Source organism: Rickettsiales bacterium (assembly GCA_025210695.1).
Taxonomy (GTDB): Bacteria; Pseudomonadota; Alphaproteobacteria; order Rickettsiales; family CANDYO01; genus CANDYO01.
This window is the reverse complement of the sequence record JAOARE010000036.1, coordinates 47,771-64,517: the sequence shown is the minus strand read 5'-3', so window position 1 is coordinate 64,517 and position 16,747 is coordinate 47,771. Positions and strand designations below refer to the sequence as shown.

18 protein-coding genes, 1 tRNA gene and 1 pseudogene are annotated in these 16,747 nt (G+C 31.8%); 4 read left to right on the top strand and 16 right to left on the bottom strand.

All coding sequences use genetic code 11. From position 1 onward, the window contains the following. Positions 1-11: 11 nt before the first annotated feature. Entirely contained in the window at positions 12-989 is a 978-nt protein-coding gene (locus tag N4A31_05985) for an LD-carboxypeptidase (GenBank protein ID MCT4635769.1), read from the top strand. Positions 990-999: 10 nt separating this feature from the next. Here N4A31_05985 and N4A31_05980 read toward each other — a convergent pair whose 3' ends face one another. Genes N4A31_05980 through nth form a run of 3 tightly spaced genes read right to left on the bottom strand, consistent with a single transcriptional unit; the run spans position 1,000 to position 2,940 of the window. After that, positions 1,000-1,815 carry a class I SAM-dependent methyltransferase gene (locus tag N4A31_05980; GenBank protein ID MCT4635768.1) on the bottom strand — a complete coding sequence of 272 codons (816 nt, stop codon included), beginning with the start codon at positions 1,813-1,815 and terminating at the stop codon, positions 1,000-1,002. Between the two features lie 7 nt (positions 1,816-1,822). Next, positions 1,823-2,311: a 2-amino-4-hydroxy-6-hydroxymethyldihydropteridine diphosphokinase gene (gene folK, locus N4A31_05975; protein ID MCT4635767.1), complete on the bottom strand. Its 489-nt coding sequence runs from the start codon at positions 2,309-2,311 to the stop codon at positions 1,823-1,825. Beyond that, positions 2,308-2,940 carry an endonuclease III gene (gene nth / locus N4A31_05970; protein ID MCT4635766.1) on the bottom strand — a complete coding sequence of 211 codons (633 nt, stop codon included), beginning with the start codon at positions 2,938-2,940 and terminating at the stop codon, positions 2,308-2,310. Before nth ends, folK begins: the two co-directional genes overlap by 4 nt. A 370-nt stretch (positions 2,941-3,310) precedes the next feature. On the opposite strand from nth, the gene N4A31_05965 reads away from it, so the two are divergent. After that, positions 3,311-3,631 (top strand): DUF2671 domain-containing protein, encoded by a 321-nt coding sequence (locus N4A31_05965; GenBank protein ID MCT4635765.1) that lies wholly within the window; start codon positions 3,311-3,313, stop codon positions 3,629-3,631. A 4-nt stretch (positions 3,632-3,635) separates the two neighbouring features. Here the strand turns inward: N4A31_05965 and N4A31_05960 are convergent, their stop codons facing one another. Continuing rightward, the gene (locus N4A31_05960; GenBank protein ID MCT4635764.1) at positions 3,636-5,300 is read right to left on the bottom strand and encodes a methyl-accepting chemotaxis protein; all 1,665 of its coding nucleotides are present in this window, start codon (positions 5,298-5,300) and stop codon (positions 3,636-3,638) included. Between the two features lie 230 nt (positions 5,301-5,530). Between N4A31_05960 and N4A31_05955 the strand changes: the two genes are divergently transcribed. Together N4A31_05955 and N4A31_05950 are read left to right on the top strand one after the other, a co-directional pair. Beyond that, a complete protein-coding gene (locus N4A31_05955; GenBank protein ID MCT4635763.1) occupies positions 5,531-6,754 on the top strand; it encodes a hypothetical protein in 1,224 nt (407 codons plus the stop codon). Between the two features lie 14 nt (positions 6,755-6,768). After that, positions 6,769-7,977: a glycosyltransferase gene (locus tag N4A31_05950; GenBank protein ID MCT4635762.1), complete on the top strand. Its 1,209-nt coding sequence runs from the start codon at positions 6,769-6,771 to the stop codon at positions 7,975-7,977. Here the strand turns inward: N4A31_05950 and N4A31_05945 are convergent. The 12 genes and pseudogenes from N4A31_05945 to mreD all read right to left on the bottom strand — a co-directional run bounded on the left by N4A31_05945 (position 7,971) and on the right by mreD (position 16,157). Continuing rightward, the gene (locus N4A31_05945; GenBank protein ID MCT4635761.1) at positions 7,971-8,762 is read right to left on the bottom strand and encodes an alpha/beta hydrolase; all 792 of its coding nucleotides are present in this window, start codon (positions 8,760-8,762) and stop codon (positions 7,971-7,973) included. The genes N4A31_05950 and N4A31_05945 overlap by 7 nt on opposite strands. A 1-nt stretch (position 8,763) precedes the next feature. Further along, positions 8,764-10,047: a 2-polyprenylphenol 6-hydroxylase gene (gene ubiB, locus N4A31_05940; GenBank protein MCT4635760.1), complete on the bottom strand. Its 1,284-nt coding sequence runs from the start codon at positions 10,045-10,047 to the stop codon at positions 8,764-8,766. A 2-nt stretch (positions 10,048-10,049) separates the two neighbouring features. After that, positions 10,050-10,784: a bifunctional demethylmenaquinone methyltransferase/2-methoxy-6-polyprenyl-1,4-benzoquinol methylase UbiE gene (ubiE, locus tag N4A31_05935; protein MCT4635759.1), complete on the bottom strand. Its 735-nt coding sequence runs from the start codon at positions 10,782-10,784 to the stop codon at positions 10,050-10,052. 99 nt (positions 10,785-10,883) lie between these two features. After that, positions 10,884-10,960: transfer RNA gene (locus N4A31_05930), tRNA-Arg, on the bottom strand. 69 nt (positions 10,961-11,029) lie between these two features. Then, the gene (rplI, locus tag N4A31_05925; protein MCT4635758.1) at positions 11,030-11,539 is read right to left on the bottom strand and encodes a 50S ribosomal protein L9; all 510 of its coding nucleotides are present in this window, start codon (positions 11,537-11,539) and stop codon (positions 11,030-11,032) included. Positions 11,540-11,567: 28 nt separating this feature from the next. After that, the gene (gene rpsR / locus N4A31_05920; protein ID MCT4635757.1) at positions 11,568-11,819 is read right to left on the bottom strand and encodes a 30S ribosomal protein S18; all 252 of its coding nucleotides are present in this window, start codon (positions 11,817-11,819) and stop codon (positions 11,568-11,570) included. A 3-nt stretch (positions 11,820-11,822) separates the two neighbouring features. Further along, on the bottom strand, positions 11,823-12,197 hold the full coding sequence (gene rpsF, locus N4A31_05915; GenBank protein ID MCT4635756.1) for a 30S ribosomal protein S6: 375 nt from the start codon (positions 12,195-12,197) through the stop codon (positions 11,823-11,825). A 403-nt stretch (positions 12,198-12,600) separates the two neighbouring features. Next, a complete protein-coding gene (locus N4A31_05910; GenBank protein MCT4635755.1) occupies positions 12,601-12,807 on the bottom strand; it encodes a hypothetical protein in 207 nt (68 codons plus the stop codon). Positions 12,808-12,876: 69 nt separating this feature from the next. Next, positions 12,877-13,107 carry an MFS transporter gene (locus tag N4A31_05905; protein ID MCT4635754.1) on the bottom strand — a complete coding sequence of 77 codons (231 nt, stop codon included), beginning with the start codon at positions 13,105-13,107 and terminating at the stop codon, positions 12,877-12,879. 72 nt (positions 13,108-13,179) lie between these two features. Next, complete coding sequence (locus N4A31_05900; protein ID MCT4635753.1) at positions 13,180-13,809, bottom strand: L-threonylcarbamoyladenylate synthase; 630 nt, start codon at positions 13,807-13,809, stop codon at positions 13,180-13,182. A gap of 31 nt (positions 13,810-13,840) precedes the next feature. Continuing rightward, positions 13,841-15,484 (bottom strand): annotated as a pseudogene (gene mrdA / locus N4A31_05895) (penicillin-binding protein 2). Between the two features lie 139 nt (positions 15,485-15,623). Then, a complete protein-coding gene (gene mreD, locus N4A31_05890; protein MCT4635752.1) occupies positions 15,624-16,157 on the bottom strand; it encodes a rod shape-determining protein MreD in 534 nt (177 codons plus the stop codon). Positions 16,158-16,747: the final 590 nt, after the last annotated feature.

Sequence of the window (16,747 nt, the reverse complement as noted above, 5' to 3'; positions counted from 1 at the left end):
CATACAATATTATGAAAAAGAAATTTTGGCCACAAATTAATAAGGGTGCAACTGCATGTATTGTTGCACCTTCTTATGATGAAGCTGTCGTTAGTTTACAAGACGCTGCTAAGATAATTGAATATTACGACTTAAAGCCACTAATTTATCCAAATGCAATATTTTCAGGAAATCATACATTATATAATATCCCCCATCTTAGATTTGCAAATAGCGATGCAATAAGGGCGAACCAGCTTATTGATGCATTAAATAATCCTAATTGTGATTTAGTATGGTCATTTCGAGGTGGATATGGAGCAATACGACTATTACCATATTTAAACAAAGCTATAGAACCTCAAACTGTAAAACCTTTTATTGGATTTAGTGATTCTACAATTCTTCATAGTTATATTAATGATGTTTGGCACTGGCCTAGCATTCACTTTGGAATGCCAGGATCTTTGCCAAATGTTATGAAAAGAGAAGATACAAAAAAAAGTCTTCAAGATCTTATTTTTGGAGAAAAACAAGAAGCTATCTTTAAATTAGAATCTTTAAATGCAAATTTGTTACATTATTCTACAATCAATGGCATTACAGCCGGCGGAAATGTTATTTGTTTTGAGAAAATACTTGGAACTAAATACTCTCCTAATTTATCTAATAAAATTATTGTCTTTGAGGACGTTGGAGAACCTCCAAGAAAAATTGATGGGTTCTTGCAAAAACTTCAAATGACTGAAGGGTCAGAGGAAATTAAAGCAGTAATCTTTGCCACCTTCACTCCAGATGAAAATAAAGATATATTCGACAAAGTATTTAAAGATTTTGCAGATAATTCTAATATTCCAACATTTACATTAGTTCCTGATAATACTATTGGTCATGGAGACGTTAATAACGCCTTCCCTCTTGGAGCTGATGCAAGAATTATATCTAATGGAGATGTTTTTAAATTTAATATTCTTTCAGGTGTGGAGATGGTAAATCAAGAGGAATTATAGAAGCTACCTGCTATCTTTTTATAATAACAGCTCCGGTAGTTTCACGTCCATCCATACTGAAAACACTTCTTTTTTCATATGGAATATAAATTGATTTTTCAATTTGAAATTCTTTATCATTGAAATACTCTGGGTAACTATCTAAATCAAAGAAATTGAAGATATTTAACTCCAAACTTTCTTTTGTTTTTTTATCAATAATTTCTTCATCCATATATTTCCATTTCTCAGTAGTATAGCCAGGATATTTTTCTCCTCTTTTCTTAGCCTCCTCAAACACAGGAATAAATTTTTGAACTCCTGTATTATAAGGAGAGATGCATAATACATAAATCTTTCCCCCTGGCTTAAGAATTCTGTACATATCTTTTACTACTGCAAAAATTTGCTCTGGAGATAAAAAATGTAATACTCTAGATATAAGAATTGAATCAATACTTTCTGACTCAATATCTACTTCATTTGGATAAAAACCATGAATTATGTGCAAATGATCTATTAAATTAGGATAAGATTCTTGCATGATTCGAGAAAGTATTTTTAGATGCCTAATATCAAGATCATTTGCTATATAGTTTGTACATCCTCTTTTCAACGCTTCAACAGCAATGTTTCCATAAGCAGATCCTATCTCTAAATGCACCCCCTCTCCACTTGCCGCTCTAGAAATAAATTCTTCTGTAATTGAATAAATATTATTACACATGAACCCTTTTTTATTCATGGTAGGAATAACATTATCAACTTTGTGATGCAATAATGGGGGCAATGTAAGATTCTCAGAAAAGGCTTGCTTAACTAAAGTTTGAACTGATAATTTTTTCATATCCCCCTTAGAAAATCATTTTTACTAATTCTTTAGCAGTTAATTGATAATACGGACCTAACACAGGATATTTCCATTCTGGATATACTTCGGAAAGAGGAGTTATAGCCCATTGTCGATCTAATAGTAATGGATGAGGAATGGTTATTAGAGGATGATGCACTAATTTTTCTCCATAAGCTAAAATATCTATATCTATTTCTCTAGGCGCCCAACGCTCTGTGTTCTTTCTACCAATATCACGTTCTATCAACTTTATTGCACTTAATAATTCTTCAGGTGATAATTTGGTAGTCCCTCTAACTGCCATATTGAGATAATCTATATCCCATTCTCTTGGACTATTCTTCAATAATGCAGCTTTTGTTTGATGAACAGAAGACAAAGTTATATTGCTTATTGCTCCTTTTTTTTCTAGTTGAAAAATAGCAGATTCTAAATAACTTGAGCGATCCCCTAAATTACTTCCTAACCCTAGCACAACTTCGGTCTTCATGAATTCTCCATATAAAAATCACAATATTTATTTATAACACAATTTAAGCAATCCGGCTTTCTAGCTTTGCAAATATATCTTCCATGCAATATTAACCAATGATGAGCATGAACTTTCCATTCTTTAGGCACCACTTCATTTAATTCTTTCTCAACTAACTTGGGAGAAGAACCTTGCGCTATTCCCAGTCTTTTACTCACTCTAAACACATGAGTGTCCACTGCAATAAGAGGAAAATTATATGCGCAATTTAAAAAAACTCTTGCTGTTTTACTTCCCACCCCTGGAAGCTTCTCTAATGCTTCTACATTAGTTGGGATTACTCCATTATATTCAACAAGTAACATGCGAGACAAAGACATAATATTCTTTGCTTTTGAATTATAAAGACCTAAAGATTTTATATAACCCTTTATCCCCTCCAACCCTAAATTTAAAATATCTTCTGGAGACTTCGCTATTTTAAACAAATTAGATGTGGCTTTATTTACTCCAACATCTGTAGATTGAGCTGAAAGCACAATAGAAATCAAAAGAGTGAATTCATTATAATAGATAAGCTCTGTCTTAGGGTTAGGATCCTTTTTAGAAAGGCAAGAAAAAACCTTATCAATTTTATCTCTCATCATTCATCCAAATTAAATAACATATTAACACCGCCTTAATAAAAATTAATATATTGACACATAAATATTTATATGTATAAATCTATATCAATCTTATTTAGGTGAATTTTAAGTTATATAATTAGTGTTAATTTAACTTATAAAAGACTATCAAGTTTGCAAAACCTGTTCAAGAAGAAAAGTATAATTGCAATAATTGTTTATAGATAATATCTTGCGTCTACACACTTAAATACATATAATATGCAAGTAATTGCACAACTATGAAAAAATACTTTACTTATTTAACTGATTCTTAATATTTTTATTGTATAAAAGGATAGTTACACATAAGTTGTTTTTTTTAATAATAAGAATAATTTAAGGAAATATTATGTTATTAAAAGATATAGAATCTTATATTGAAAACAATATTGACAAATCAGAACACGATTTAATGTCCGATGTAAAATACGTATGTAAATCTTGCTCTCTAATTACTGAGTCCTTGCAAAAAGGTTGCGATGTAATGCAAATGCCTAATGGAGACATTATTATCACGGAGCTGAAAGCAGTTACTTTTCACTATACTTGGGACGCTAAAAAATCTGCTCTAGTTAGAAGCCAATCTGGTAACAAAATTAAAAAAGGCAAACCCAAAAAAGTTACTAATACCTACAAAGAAGAAGCCGTAAAAACTGAAGAATTAGCTTAGTTATTTAAGTAAACTTTAGGCTTGAGAGAAACTTATCTACCTCGTTCTGCAGCATCTCTGATTGTTTCAGCAAATCTTTTGCCGAAGAAGCCATTTGGCTTGAAGCCTCACCAGCATGATTAGAAGAATCAGCCACTTTTTCTACTCCTGAAGTAACAGAATTAGACATAACAGATACTTCAGAGATACTCTCAGCAATGTACGAACTGGCTTTATTTTGCTTCTCAACAGAAGATACTATCGAAGCTGAATTATGATTAATTGTTTTCACTGACTCAGTAATTTCCTGAATAGATGTAACTGCTTTATTTGTTGAAGATTGAATGCCTGATATCTGAAAGTTAATCTGCTCAGTAGCCTTAGAAGTTTGAGTAGCTAATGCCTTCACTTCATTAGCTACAACTGCAAAACCTTTTCCCATATCACCTGCTCTAGCAGCCTCAATAGTTGCATTTAAAGCCAAAAGATCTATTTGAGATGTTATACCATTAATAATATCAATAATACCACTCACTGCATTAGCTTTTGTTTCTAAATCAGCAACCATTGTGTTTACTTGATCTGCCTGCTCAACTACCTTACCTGCATATCCAAGAGAATTATTAACCTGAATAGTTATTTCATTCACCTCATTGGTAAATTCACTAGTGGCCTTGGATACTCCCTCCATACTAGTACTAGCCTTAACTGAAGTGGAGGATAACAATTCTGTTTCCTCTTGAGTACGAGCTGACAATTGCTTAAGCTCCAAAGCAGTAGCATCCATTTTCTTAACAGATAATGCCACAGTATCAACAATACCTTTTACACTAGTTTCAAATTGACGTGAAAATGTTAACATAGCATTATGTCTATCTTCTTCTGCTTTTTGAGCTTGTTGCTTAGCCTGCTCCTCAAGCTCTTCTTTTTTTATTCCAGTTAGACGAAACACCTCTAATGCCTTAGCTATATTTCCTATTTCATCTTCTCTTTTGATAAATGGCACTTCTTCAACTCGATTATCATTGGCAATAATATTCATTACCTCAATTAGCCTTGTAAGAGGCTTAAGCAAAGATGAATGAAGAAATGTCGATACTAGAATAATTATTATAACTAAAGCAGATACGAATAATACGGGCTTTATAGCAACTCCCCTTACCCATTCGTCTTTTTCTTTATTAGAGGTGCTAATAAATTCAATAAGCTGATCTCTCAACAACTTAGATGATACATCAACGCTATCAGAGGCTCTCTTAAGAGAATCAAGATCTTTAGAAAAATCCCCCTTTCCTAAAGAATCTACAAATAACTGAACTTTTTCTATAAAAACCGTAAAATCATTGTCTAAATTGATAATACTTTGCTTGATTTTTTTAGGAAGAACAGAGGTCATATCCTGAAAATTAATTTTCTCATTCTCCTTTAAAAGACCTGACAATTCTTTTTGTACAACTTTAATAATACTTTCTTTATCTGCATAGTCAGATATACCTGCCCATATTTTTTCCTGAATTAACAATCTATGATCATTCTTGTTAGAATATACTCTAGCAATATGTTCAGAATTCTGCACTTCTTTAATCAAGGAAATATAATCTTTTAAATGCATTGTATAAATAAAAATCACCATTAGCATTAATACTACTGATATACCCGCCGCCAAAAAGAATTTTGTCTGTAATCTCATGATTCATACCTTAATTAAATTATTTTTATAATTAACCTAATTTACAGACCATATCATCAAATCATTTATAATTAGTAAATATTATCAACAATTTATTTTAAAAACTCTAATTTACAGAGAAAATTACCTCCAACTCAAAAAGAAAGGTTCAAAACTATTCTCTTTATAATTAGATAATGATCCTCTATAATCAAACCAAATGAACCTACAACATAGAACACTAGACAACTATGCAAAAGCGAACAGTATATAAAACCATTGTAATAATAATGCTATTGGTAATTATAGCATTTCTTGGAAAATATGGATATAAGTCATATTATAATATAAAATTTAACTCTGCTATAAGCAAAGCAGCTAAAATAGCCCCTTCCATCTGGGATGATAAATATAGTAATTCGATTATAAAAGATAAATATAAGGTTGTAATAATCACTAATAACGGAGGTGAATTCAGCTATTCTGAATATTTTAAATATGCCGCTGAAAAAATGGGATGGGAAGTAAAAATATATTATAACCAAACGCTTGGAAATGAACCGGCAATTTTAGAGTTTGATCCAGATTTTATAATATTCTCTCAATTTTCTGAAACCACTCCAGATATAAACACTAAAATCATTGCTCATAAATCTAAAAAATATCTTCTCAGCTTTTCATCTATAGATGCTATTAGGAACCGCTTCAAATGGATATCTATAAGAGACCCTTACAAACCTACTAATAGTTTCAAGAAGTTAGTTTCCATGGTTGATGGAATACTCACTATTGCTCCAGAACTACACTTCTATCAGGAAATGTTTAACAAACTAAATAAACCATTTTATGGATTACAAATCTTACCACTGGTGCCTAAATTCAATAACGAGCCAACAGAACCAAAGAACTTAATGTGGCTTAGTGGCGGATGGGATAAATTTAGATCATCCGATAACTACAAACAGTTTATTAACTATTTAAGTGAAAATGTACCAATGAGAGTGTTTGGCCATTATAATTCTTCATCTTATTTAAAACCTCATATTTATGGAGGATATATTGCTCCAGGAATTGAGAATATATCTGCTATACGAAACAATGGAATCTATCTCCTTACTCATAGCGACCTTCATTTTAAAGGAGGAGAAACAAATATGAGAGGATTTGAAGCATCTGCTGCCAATGCTGTAGTAATTTCAGATAAACATCCTTTCATTGTAAAGAATTTTGGAGATAGCTTCTTATATTTTGATCACGACAAAGATGCAAAAACTATGTATAATCAAGTTAAATCTCATATAGATTGGATAAGGAGCAATCCAGAAAAAGCACAGATAAAAGCAGCAAAAGCTCATCAAATTTTTCTTGATAAATTCACTATCGAAAGAGACTTAATCAGAATTGCTAAAATGCATGAACACATTATAGTCGAAGAAAATAAATCTATGAATCTGTTATATCCTCTAGGATATTAATTAGGAAAGAATAAATGACCAAAAAATATAAAATACTTATTATAGTCATCACATTATTAACAATAGGTGGACTTGGAAAATATGGTTATAAACTTTATTTGGATTATAAATTAGACGTCGCTTTAGCAAAAGCAAGCAAGACACCTCCTGAATTTTGGGATAATAAATATAAAAACTCTATTATAAAAGATAAATATAGAGTTGTTATTATTACCAATAACGGTGGTGAACGTAGCTATGCTGATTATTTTAAATATTCAGCAGAAAGAAGAGGATGGGAAGTCGAAATATACTTTAATCAAACTTTAGGACATGAAGATGATATTCTAGCTTTTGACCCAGATTTTATTTTATTTTCTCCTTACGCCAACAATAGTGAACTAGACATGAGAATTTATGCACATAGATCTAAAAAATATGTTTTAGCATTATCACCTATTGAATTAATGGTTGGAGATAAATTAAAAAAATACAACCCATACATTCCATCTGATAAGTCTTTCAGAAAACTATTATCTTTCGCCCATGGAGTCTTAACTGCTTCAAAGGAGGTAGATTTTTATCAAGTTATTTTTGACAAAGCTAAAAAACCTTTCAATGGCTTACAAATACTTCCATTAGCTCCAAAACTTGATAACGAACCCGCCGAACCAAAGAGCCTAATGTGGATGAGTGGAGGATGGGATAAATTCCGATCATCTAAAACTTATAAAAAATTCATCAAAATGCTTGGAAATACAACTCCTTTAAAAGTATATGGTCATTATTACGCTGCATCATTTCTCCAGCCAGGAATATATGATGGATATATCCCCTCATCTCTAGACGTTTTTAATACTATTAGAAAACATGGTATATACTTGTTAAGTCACTCTCAACAACATATTAATGCAATAATTCCAACTCTTAGAGTTTTTGAAGCCACAGCAGCAAATGCTGTTATAATTTCAGATAAACATCCTTTTGTTATAGAGCATTTTGGCGACAGCATTTTATATTTTGATCAAAATGCTGATAGTATAAGCATGTATAACCAAGTTAAATCTCATATAGATTGGATAAAAAACAACCCAAAAGAAGCTAAGCTGAAAGCAGCGCAAGCTCATCAAATTTTTCTTGATAAATTCACTCTAGATCAAGATCTAGTGAGAATAGCTAGAATGCATGAATATGTCATAGCTCAAGAAAAAGAAATGAATCTTAAATATCCTCCTGCTTATTGAGAAGAAAAAAATCTTTGCATTCTTAAAAATGCATCTTTAACATCATAGTTACTATGCCCTATTCCTTCATAAATAACTATATCTTTTGGGTCTTTTGCTTCAAAAAATATCTTCTCTGAATGAGAGTGAGGAACCACCTTATCTGCAGTTCCATGAATTATAAATAACGGCTGGTTTATTTTTGCAATATTACTCAATACTTTAAAATTATCCTTAGTAAGATATTGAGCAAACATATATGGATAAATCTCACCCGCCCTATCAGCAATTGAAGTATAAGGAGTAATTAAAAACAAACCTTTGAAATTATATTTAACTGACATTTCTGTAGCAATTCCGCTACCTAAAGACTCTCCAATGATAATAGTATCTGAAAGATTATATCCCTTAGATTGTATATAAGATATGGCAGCCTCAGCGTCTAGATAAAGCCCTTTTTCTGTTGGAAAATCAGCACTTCTACCAAAACCTCTCCATGCTGGTATAATGAAGCCATACCCCATATCTGATAATTGCCTTAATTTATCTACTCTGTTCTCTAAATTGCCAGCGTTACCATGTAAGAAAATTATCATATCCTTATTATTATCTGGCTTTCTAAACCATGCTTGTAATTTTATATTGTCCTTAGTAACTAACGTTATTTCCTCTGCCTTATCTATTTTATAATAACCTAATTCATACTTTTGTTTCGCAGGGTGATACATCATATTACGCTGATTAATATATAACACAGCTAAAATAATCAAATATACCAACCCAATTAGCACTAATATTCTTTTCATGTTATAACTCCTCTTGAAACTTTGCTAAAAATTTCTTTATTACTTTTTTAACCATCTTAGCTGCCTGAGCTTCTGCAGAAACATTCTCTTTTGCCCAACCTTTAATCCATTCTTCTGCTAACATCCATAAGTTCTGATCTGGACAAAGAATTTTTCCAATTCCCTCCACCATAATCATACTCTTTTGTAAAAATAATAGCTGGAGCTGTGTTTCCATTTGAAAATCTTCAGTCACTTTAAAAAGCTTACCCAGCAATTTAGCAATTGATATATCTTGTGGAGACAAACTCATAATTGGCTCACCTATTGATCTACAACTTTGAGCAAAAAGCTCTGCACTATGCTCACTGCTTACATAACCAGCTTGATGATGAATCTTAGCAATTAATTCATAATCTTTATTTAAAAATCCATGTAAAATCTGAGCTACATAAATACGGTTGTTATAATCTAATCTGCCCATTATTCCAAAATCTAACAGAATGATTTGTCCTTGCTTATTAATCATAATATTCCCCTGGTGTAAATCAGCGTGGAAGAAACCATTAACAAAAGCCTGTGAGAAAAACATTACTGCAAAATTAGTAGCAAGCGTTTCTAAATCAATTTTAAACTCCAGTAATTTATCTCTTTCGTATATAGAAACAGCATCAACCCATTCCATAGTAAAAACTTTATTGCTTGTACGCAGCCAATTGACTTTAGGAATATGGACATATTCAAGCTTATTATTATCAGCTAATTCACTGGCTGCTGCTGCTTCAAAGCTTAAGTCTAGCTCAAATTTAAAACTATTCTCAATAGTTCCAACCACCTCAATAAGTTTTAACCTTTTATATTGAGGAAATATTTTATCTACAATTTTTGCTACAAAATAGAAAAAATGAACTTCTTTTAAAAGAACCTTATCTATATTAGGACGCCTAACTTTTACTGCTACAACCTCACCATCTAAAGTTATAGCTTTATGAACTTGAGCAATGGAAGCTGCTGCCACTGGAACTTCAGCAAATTCTTTATATAATTGGTCTATTTCTTGCCCAAATTCATTAACTATAATCTTTTTTACCTTAGCGAAAGAAAATGGTGGAAGCTGGTCTCTTAAATAATTAAATGACTCTGCCATTTTAGAACCAACCAAATCAGGACGAGTTGATAAAAATTGGCCCAACTTGATAAAAGCAGGACCTAATTCTTCTAAAGAAGAAGCTATGTTTTTACGATTCTTTAAGAAAATATATCCTATATAAATCAATCGCCAGAAATGTCTTAAAGTTTTATACATAACTATATTTTATATCCTGTATATAAAGCCACTACGCCATTAGTTAAATTTTGAAATTTGCTTAATTGAAAACCAATTTTCTCCATCATCCTAACAAATTCTTCTTGAGCTGGGAAAGTGCGAATACTTTCCACCAAATATTTATATGATTCACCATCATTAGCAATTAAATCGCCAATCTTAGGAATAATATTAAATGAGTAAAAATCATATATTTTAGCCATAGCATTATTGCTCACTCTAGCAAATTCTAAGCAGACAAATTTTCCACCTGGACTCAACACTCGATGCGCTTCCTGTAAAACTTTTCTAACATTAGTTACATTACGGATACCAAAAGCAATAGTATAATAATCAAAACTATTATCTTCAAAGGGTAAATCTTCAGCGTTACAACAAGAAAACTTAAGTCCTTTTGAGATATTCTCATCAAATAATTTATCTCTTCCTGTGTTTAGCATATCAAAATTGATGTCACATAGAGTTATATCAGGAGCATCACTCTTATTGTAATAGCGCTTAGCAATATCACCAGTGCCAGAAGCCATGTCTAATAGTGATTTATTTGGATTTAATTCTTCAATCAACTTAGATTTCCATAAACGATGGATCCCTAAACTCATCGCATCATTCATAATATCATATTTATGAGCGACTGATGAAAACACCTGCTCCACTAAGGGCTGCTTCTCATCTGAATCAACTTGCTTAAAGCCAAAATTAACTTTATTAGTCATGCTTTGCTCTATTTGTTTATTGAAGATAACAAAGAGTATACCAACATAGGGTATATAAGGAAATTTAAAATGATAGCAAAAGAAAAATAGTTTGTTTTTTGGTGGGGCTGGCGAGATTCGAACTCACGGCCTCAAGATTAGGAGTCCTGCGCTCTATCCTGCTGAGCTACAGCCCCGATACGATAAAACATACAGAATTAATATAAAAAAAGGCCTCTAAAATTAGAAGCCTTCTAAATTTTTATTTAAGCCTTCTTAGCTGCTGGAGGAGGAGCTAAAAATATCTTTTTTGCATCTTCCGCCTCACTATCCGTACGAGCAATATTCACATAGATAGTAGCAGATAAATCAGCATGTAATGCTATATTAACTTCATGAACCCCAACATATTTTATAGGTTTATCTAAAACCACATTGGAATATGAAATTTCTTGAGAAAATGTTTCTGATGCAATACTTGCAATATCTCTTGGTGAAACTGACCCAAATAATCTCCCGTCTTTACCTGCTTGACAAATGATGGTAATAAAATTCTTATCAATTATCGCATAAATTCCTTGAGCTTTATCTAAATCTTTAGCACTCTGAGCTTGGATCTTTGCTTTACGATCTAAAAAGAATTTTTGATTAGCATCAGTAGCTCTTAAAGCTTTTTTTCTAGGAATCAAAAAATTGCGTGCATAACCAGGCTTAACTGAAACTACCGCGCCCATTTCTCCTAAATGTTTAACTCTTTCTAATAAAATAACTTCCATTTCTTTCCTCTAACTTCAAGTCTTAAATTTATACATCAGAATATGGCAACATGGCCAAAACCCTAGCTGTTTTTATAGCTTGAACTAATTTTCTATGCTTAGACGCACAAACACCAGTAATTCTTCTTGGCAAAATTCTACCTCTAGCAGAAATAAATCTTTGCATTAATTTTGTATCTTTATAATCAATCTCAGGTGCTGCACTTCCTGTTAAAGGACACCCCTTATTAAAACGTCTAAAAAAAACTTTCTTTTTCATGTCCGGCGTAGATGCTTTCATCGATTATTCTCCCTTATCTACTTTAGCGTCTTCAACTACAGCATCTTCATTAGAAGAAGGTCTAGCTATAGGAGCAGATGGATTTTTACTAATTTTTTCAACTTTAACTGTTACATGCCTTAAAATATCTTCACTTAAAGCTAACTTTGCTTCCATTTCTTTAACAGCTCCATAAGGTGAATCTATAGCTAACATAGTATAATAGGCCTTATTAGACTTCTTAATAGGGTAAGCTAAATCTCTTAATCCCCATTGCTCTATTTTAACAATAGTCCCACCATTATCAGTTAAAATCTTGCTAAAATTAGCTGTGAATTTTTCTACATCGTTTAAAGACACTTCTTGTCTTGTAATAAATATTGTCTCGTAAAGAGGCATAGAGAAACACTCCAAATATTAATTCTAAAAAATAGACAATACATTTTTTAAAAAATTTTGCAAGCAAAGATTTACTATTCAAGTATTTTTTTTAATAGCAACTCTTATTCTATAGTGAACCCCATAATTTTATTGGTTTTAATAATAAAAAATAAAGTTACAATTGAAATAAAAATAGTTATAGAAAGAATAATTCCTATATTGTTGGAATGACCCTTGGTAAAAATATCCCACCACTTGAAGACCTATGGCTGTAAAAACAAGACGCATAATACCAATAATTGATGATGTCTTTGCTTTTACACGCTTTTTAAAGTTAATACATATAGGGTAAATCAACATAATTGGGATTATAGTTCCTATACTATAAAAAGCAAAAGACAAAGCTATTAATAATGGACTTTTAACATCCAATACCATCATTAATAAAAAAAACAACTAATCCTACAATAGATAAATAATAAGAATACATTAGCATCATATATTTTGATTTTAATATAGAAACATATCCAGATAAAAAAGACTCATTCTTAGAATTATCTAATTGATAATTTGGCACAAAAAATACAGTCATACACAAAACCACTAGCCCTAAAATTAAAAGAGCCATAAAATTTCCCTGTCAGTGATAATGTATAGTTATAACACTTCCAATAATGGGGCCACTGCTATAGAAACGCTAACCAACCCATTTAATAAGGCATATAAAAATAATTAGCTTACGACCATATCTGTCCGCTAATCCCCCGATAAAGAATAAACTCAAACAAAAACCTATTAAATTTATCGAAAGTAATCCTTCTACCAAGAAAGGGGATAAATTAAATTGAGCTTGTAATTCTGGAAAGCTGGGTGTGAATAAATCTATTTCCGCCCCACCTAAGATATCCATAAACATAATTGTTACCATAAGGCATGCAACTAGCAAATGTCCACTTCATAAACTTTACTCCTGGTTAATATAATAAGTTTTAAGCTCTTATTATCTTATAGAAAGAATATCTAGTATTCTCTGACTTGGAATAGCACCTTCACGTAGTATTTTTGTGTCCTCTGTTGTAAGATCTACAATTGTTGAAGCAATGCCAATTTCTGTTGCTCCTTTATCTATTACGATATCAATTTTATTATCAAATTCAGCCAGAACCTGATAAGCATCAACAGCACTTTGAGTGTTGCTAATATTAGCACTTGTTCCTACCAAAGGCCTGCCGACTGCCTGAAGAATTTTTAATGCCGGAATACTATTTGGCATTCTAATACCAACAGTTCCAATTGCTTGATTAACATTTTTAGCCAGATTGCTATGTATTTTTGTTTTTAGGACTATAGTAATAGGACCAGGAAATAATATAAGAGCTAGTTTCTTCGCCCTATCATCAAACTCAACTATTCTTTTTGCTTGATAAACATCCCCCACTAATACAGGCAGAGGTTTATCATTAGCCCTGCGCTTTACTTCATAAATTTTTTCAACAGCTTGAGGGTTACCAGCATCAGCAGCAAGTGCATATACTGTTTCTGTAGGGAATGCCACAACTCCACCATCATCAATAACTCTGACTATTTTTTTTAAGGCGTAATCATTTAATTCACGAATAACTTCTGCCATAAGATATATAAGTCCTCTAATTCACTACTATTTAAAAATTTTTTACTTGGGCTTCTGTTAGCACTTCATTAGCAATTTTAATTGCTAATGAAGGAAATCCACCATGTTCAATAATTCCACAAAAAGCATATTCAGGCTTTACTAAAGGAGCATATGCCACAAATATACCATGATTCCTAATTTTTTTCATCACATTTTCTTTACTTAAGTCATCATTCTTATACCTTTTAGAAATCACCTGACAAGTACCCGTTTTCCCAGCCATTGCTAAGTTAGGATCAATTATTCTATGTCGATAAGCAGTTCCACCTGGAGCATTAACAGCCATCTCCATCCCTTTTTGCACTATTTTCAATTCACTATCAAGTCCTAAAGAAGAAAATTCTTTGTTTTCCAAAGAATTAATAAAACTAGGGACCATTTGTTTCCCAGAAGCAATCCTAGTTACCATAGTTAAGATTTGTATTGGAGTGGCCTCCACATATCCCTGCCCTATTACCGTATTAATAGTGTCAGCTAAAGTCCAATTACTACCTATGACCATTTTTTTCCAATCTGCATCAGGAATAATCCCCTCCTGCTCTCTTGGTAATTCACCATTAAGTAATTGACTTCCATACCCCATCTGACGAGCAGTATCAGCTATAGGCTGAACACCTATTATTCTAGCAATATTCCAAAAATAAACATTGCATGACCCCGCGATGGCCTGATAGAGATTTATTTTACCATGCCCCGTACTTTTCCAACATCGAAAAACACGATCACCAACAACATGATACCCTGGGCAAGTAAAAGTAGTATCTGGATTGAAGCCTTGCTTTAATGCAGCAACTGCTGCATTAATTTTAAAACCAGATCCAGGAGGATAAGTAAGAGAGACCACTCTATTAATTAATGGCAATTCTGGATCATTAAGCAGTTTATTCCAATTTGAAGTAGAAATACCATTATTAAACAAATTAAGATTAAACTCCGGCTTAGAAACTGCAGCAATAATATCCCCACTAGAAATCTTAGATGCTAAAATTACTCCCGTTTGATCGCCTAATAGTTTATCAATCTTTCTCTGAAGATTAATATCCAGAGAAATCTTAATGTCTTTCCCCGGCGCGCTAGCTAGAGTTGAAACTTCTTTGATTATCTTTCCTCTAGCGTTTACTTCTATTTTTTGTACACCAGTTATACCTTGCAATAACTTTTCTTGAGTTTTTTCAACACCATTTTTTCCAATCTTTAAGTTTGGGTATAATGTCATTGAATGCTTTGTGATATCTTTATCTGAAGCACTACCTAAATACCCTATAATATGACTAGCTATACTTCCATATGGGTATAGCCTGCTAAAACCTGTTTTTATTGAAGCCCCTTGTAGATCATAAATATTAACTTCTAATGCAACAAGCTCTGTCCATGCAAGATTGTCTTTTATTAATAAAACCTCTCCCACAGACAGGCCGTTGATCCGATTAAATAATTCATCTTCATCTTCAACACCTAAATCTAAAATTTTTCCTATTGCTGTAACAACTTGATAATTTTTATTAGCGTCATTTATTCCAACTTTCTCAAAAACCAAAGAATAATTAGGCTCATTAGAAGCAAGTATAATATTATTTCTATCAAAAATTTTCCCTCTTGAAGCTGGTATAAGCTCAGATCTAATTCTGTTCTTGTCTGCTAATTTTGTAAATTATTTATTGCTGATAATTAGCAAATAAAACATTCTGCTAAACAAGCCAACAAGCAATGTTGACTTACAAGCTCCTAATACTAGAGACCTTCTAATAAATCTATCTTTCTGAGTGTGTTTCTTACTCATTCGACAAGGCCTTCAAGTTATTTAATTTAACCAGCCCCCAATGAACAGGAACGTATACAAAAACAGTAATTAACCACTGACTAAGAATAACACTGAGTTTATATGCGTGGATATCAATGCTAAAGTGAACTAACATCGATGGCATAAATAATATTACGCTTAAGAAAAAAATAAAACCAGCCCATATTACAATGAAGTTATAATTAATAATATAATGCCTCTGAGAGCTAACCATCACCTGGAATAACAACAAGCATATCGCACTTATTCCAACAGTATTATTCTCCATAATGTCTTTAAACAACCCTAATAATAACACTGCAATATAAGGCAAATTTTGAGGTTGATAAATAGACCAAAAATAAATTACCATCGGCGTAAAAAAAGGAATCAACATAGATATATTACTTATCTTATATGGAAAAATAGAAGCAAAAATACTGAGTAAAACTGTTATTACAGGAATGATTTCAAACTGTATATTAGAAAACAAGCGAGAAAACTTCTTGACAAATTTTTTAATCATTTATAATTCCATACATAACTACCTTAGAACTTAATATAGCCAACAATGACAATATAGATAATATCTTTTATACCAATAAACACCTATCTTTTCCACTCAATTATTAAAGGCACTGCTGCAAATAAAATAAAATTTTTCTATCCCTGAAACTGATGTATCATTTCTACCTAAAGTTAGGTCTTAAGTATCAAAGTATTATAATGACCATCCTAATAAAAGTTTATAAAAATCTAAATGATCGTCACCGAGAACTGCTTCATCTTGTGTTATCCCCATTAGAGGTGTAGCTTCTGTTATCCTCATAACCTAATATAAGCACTATTGCAAATAGACTTCAAATTTGAAATTACGACACCTTAAAAAAATTCATGACTCAACTCCTTTAACATAGGGTTACAAGTTATATTTAGAATGCCTTTATTTTCAATAAGCTACAAATTATTTGTCTGTGCCTGTAGAAATCTCATTTTTAAACAAGACTTAAGAGAAGATATTGAAACTTGAGATATTTTATTTTTATCTTTTAGAAAAAATCAATTTTCATAAAAATATCAGCCGTAAGATATTAAGCCTAGGTTGTTTTTATATTT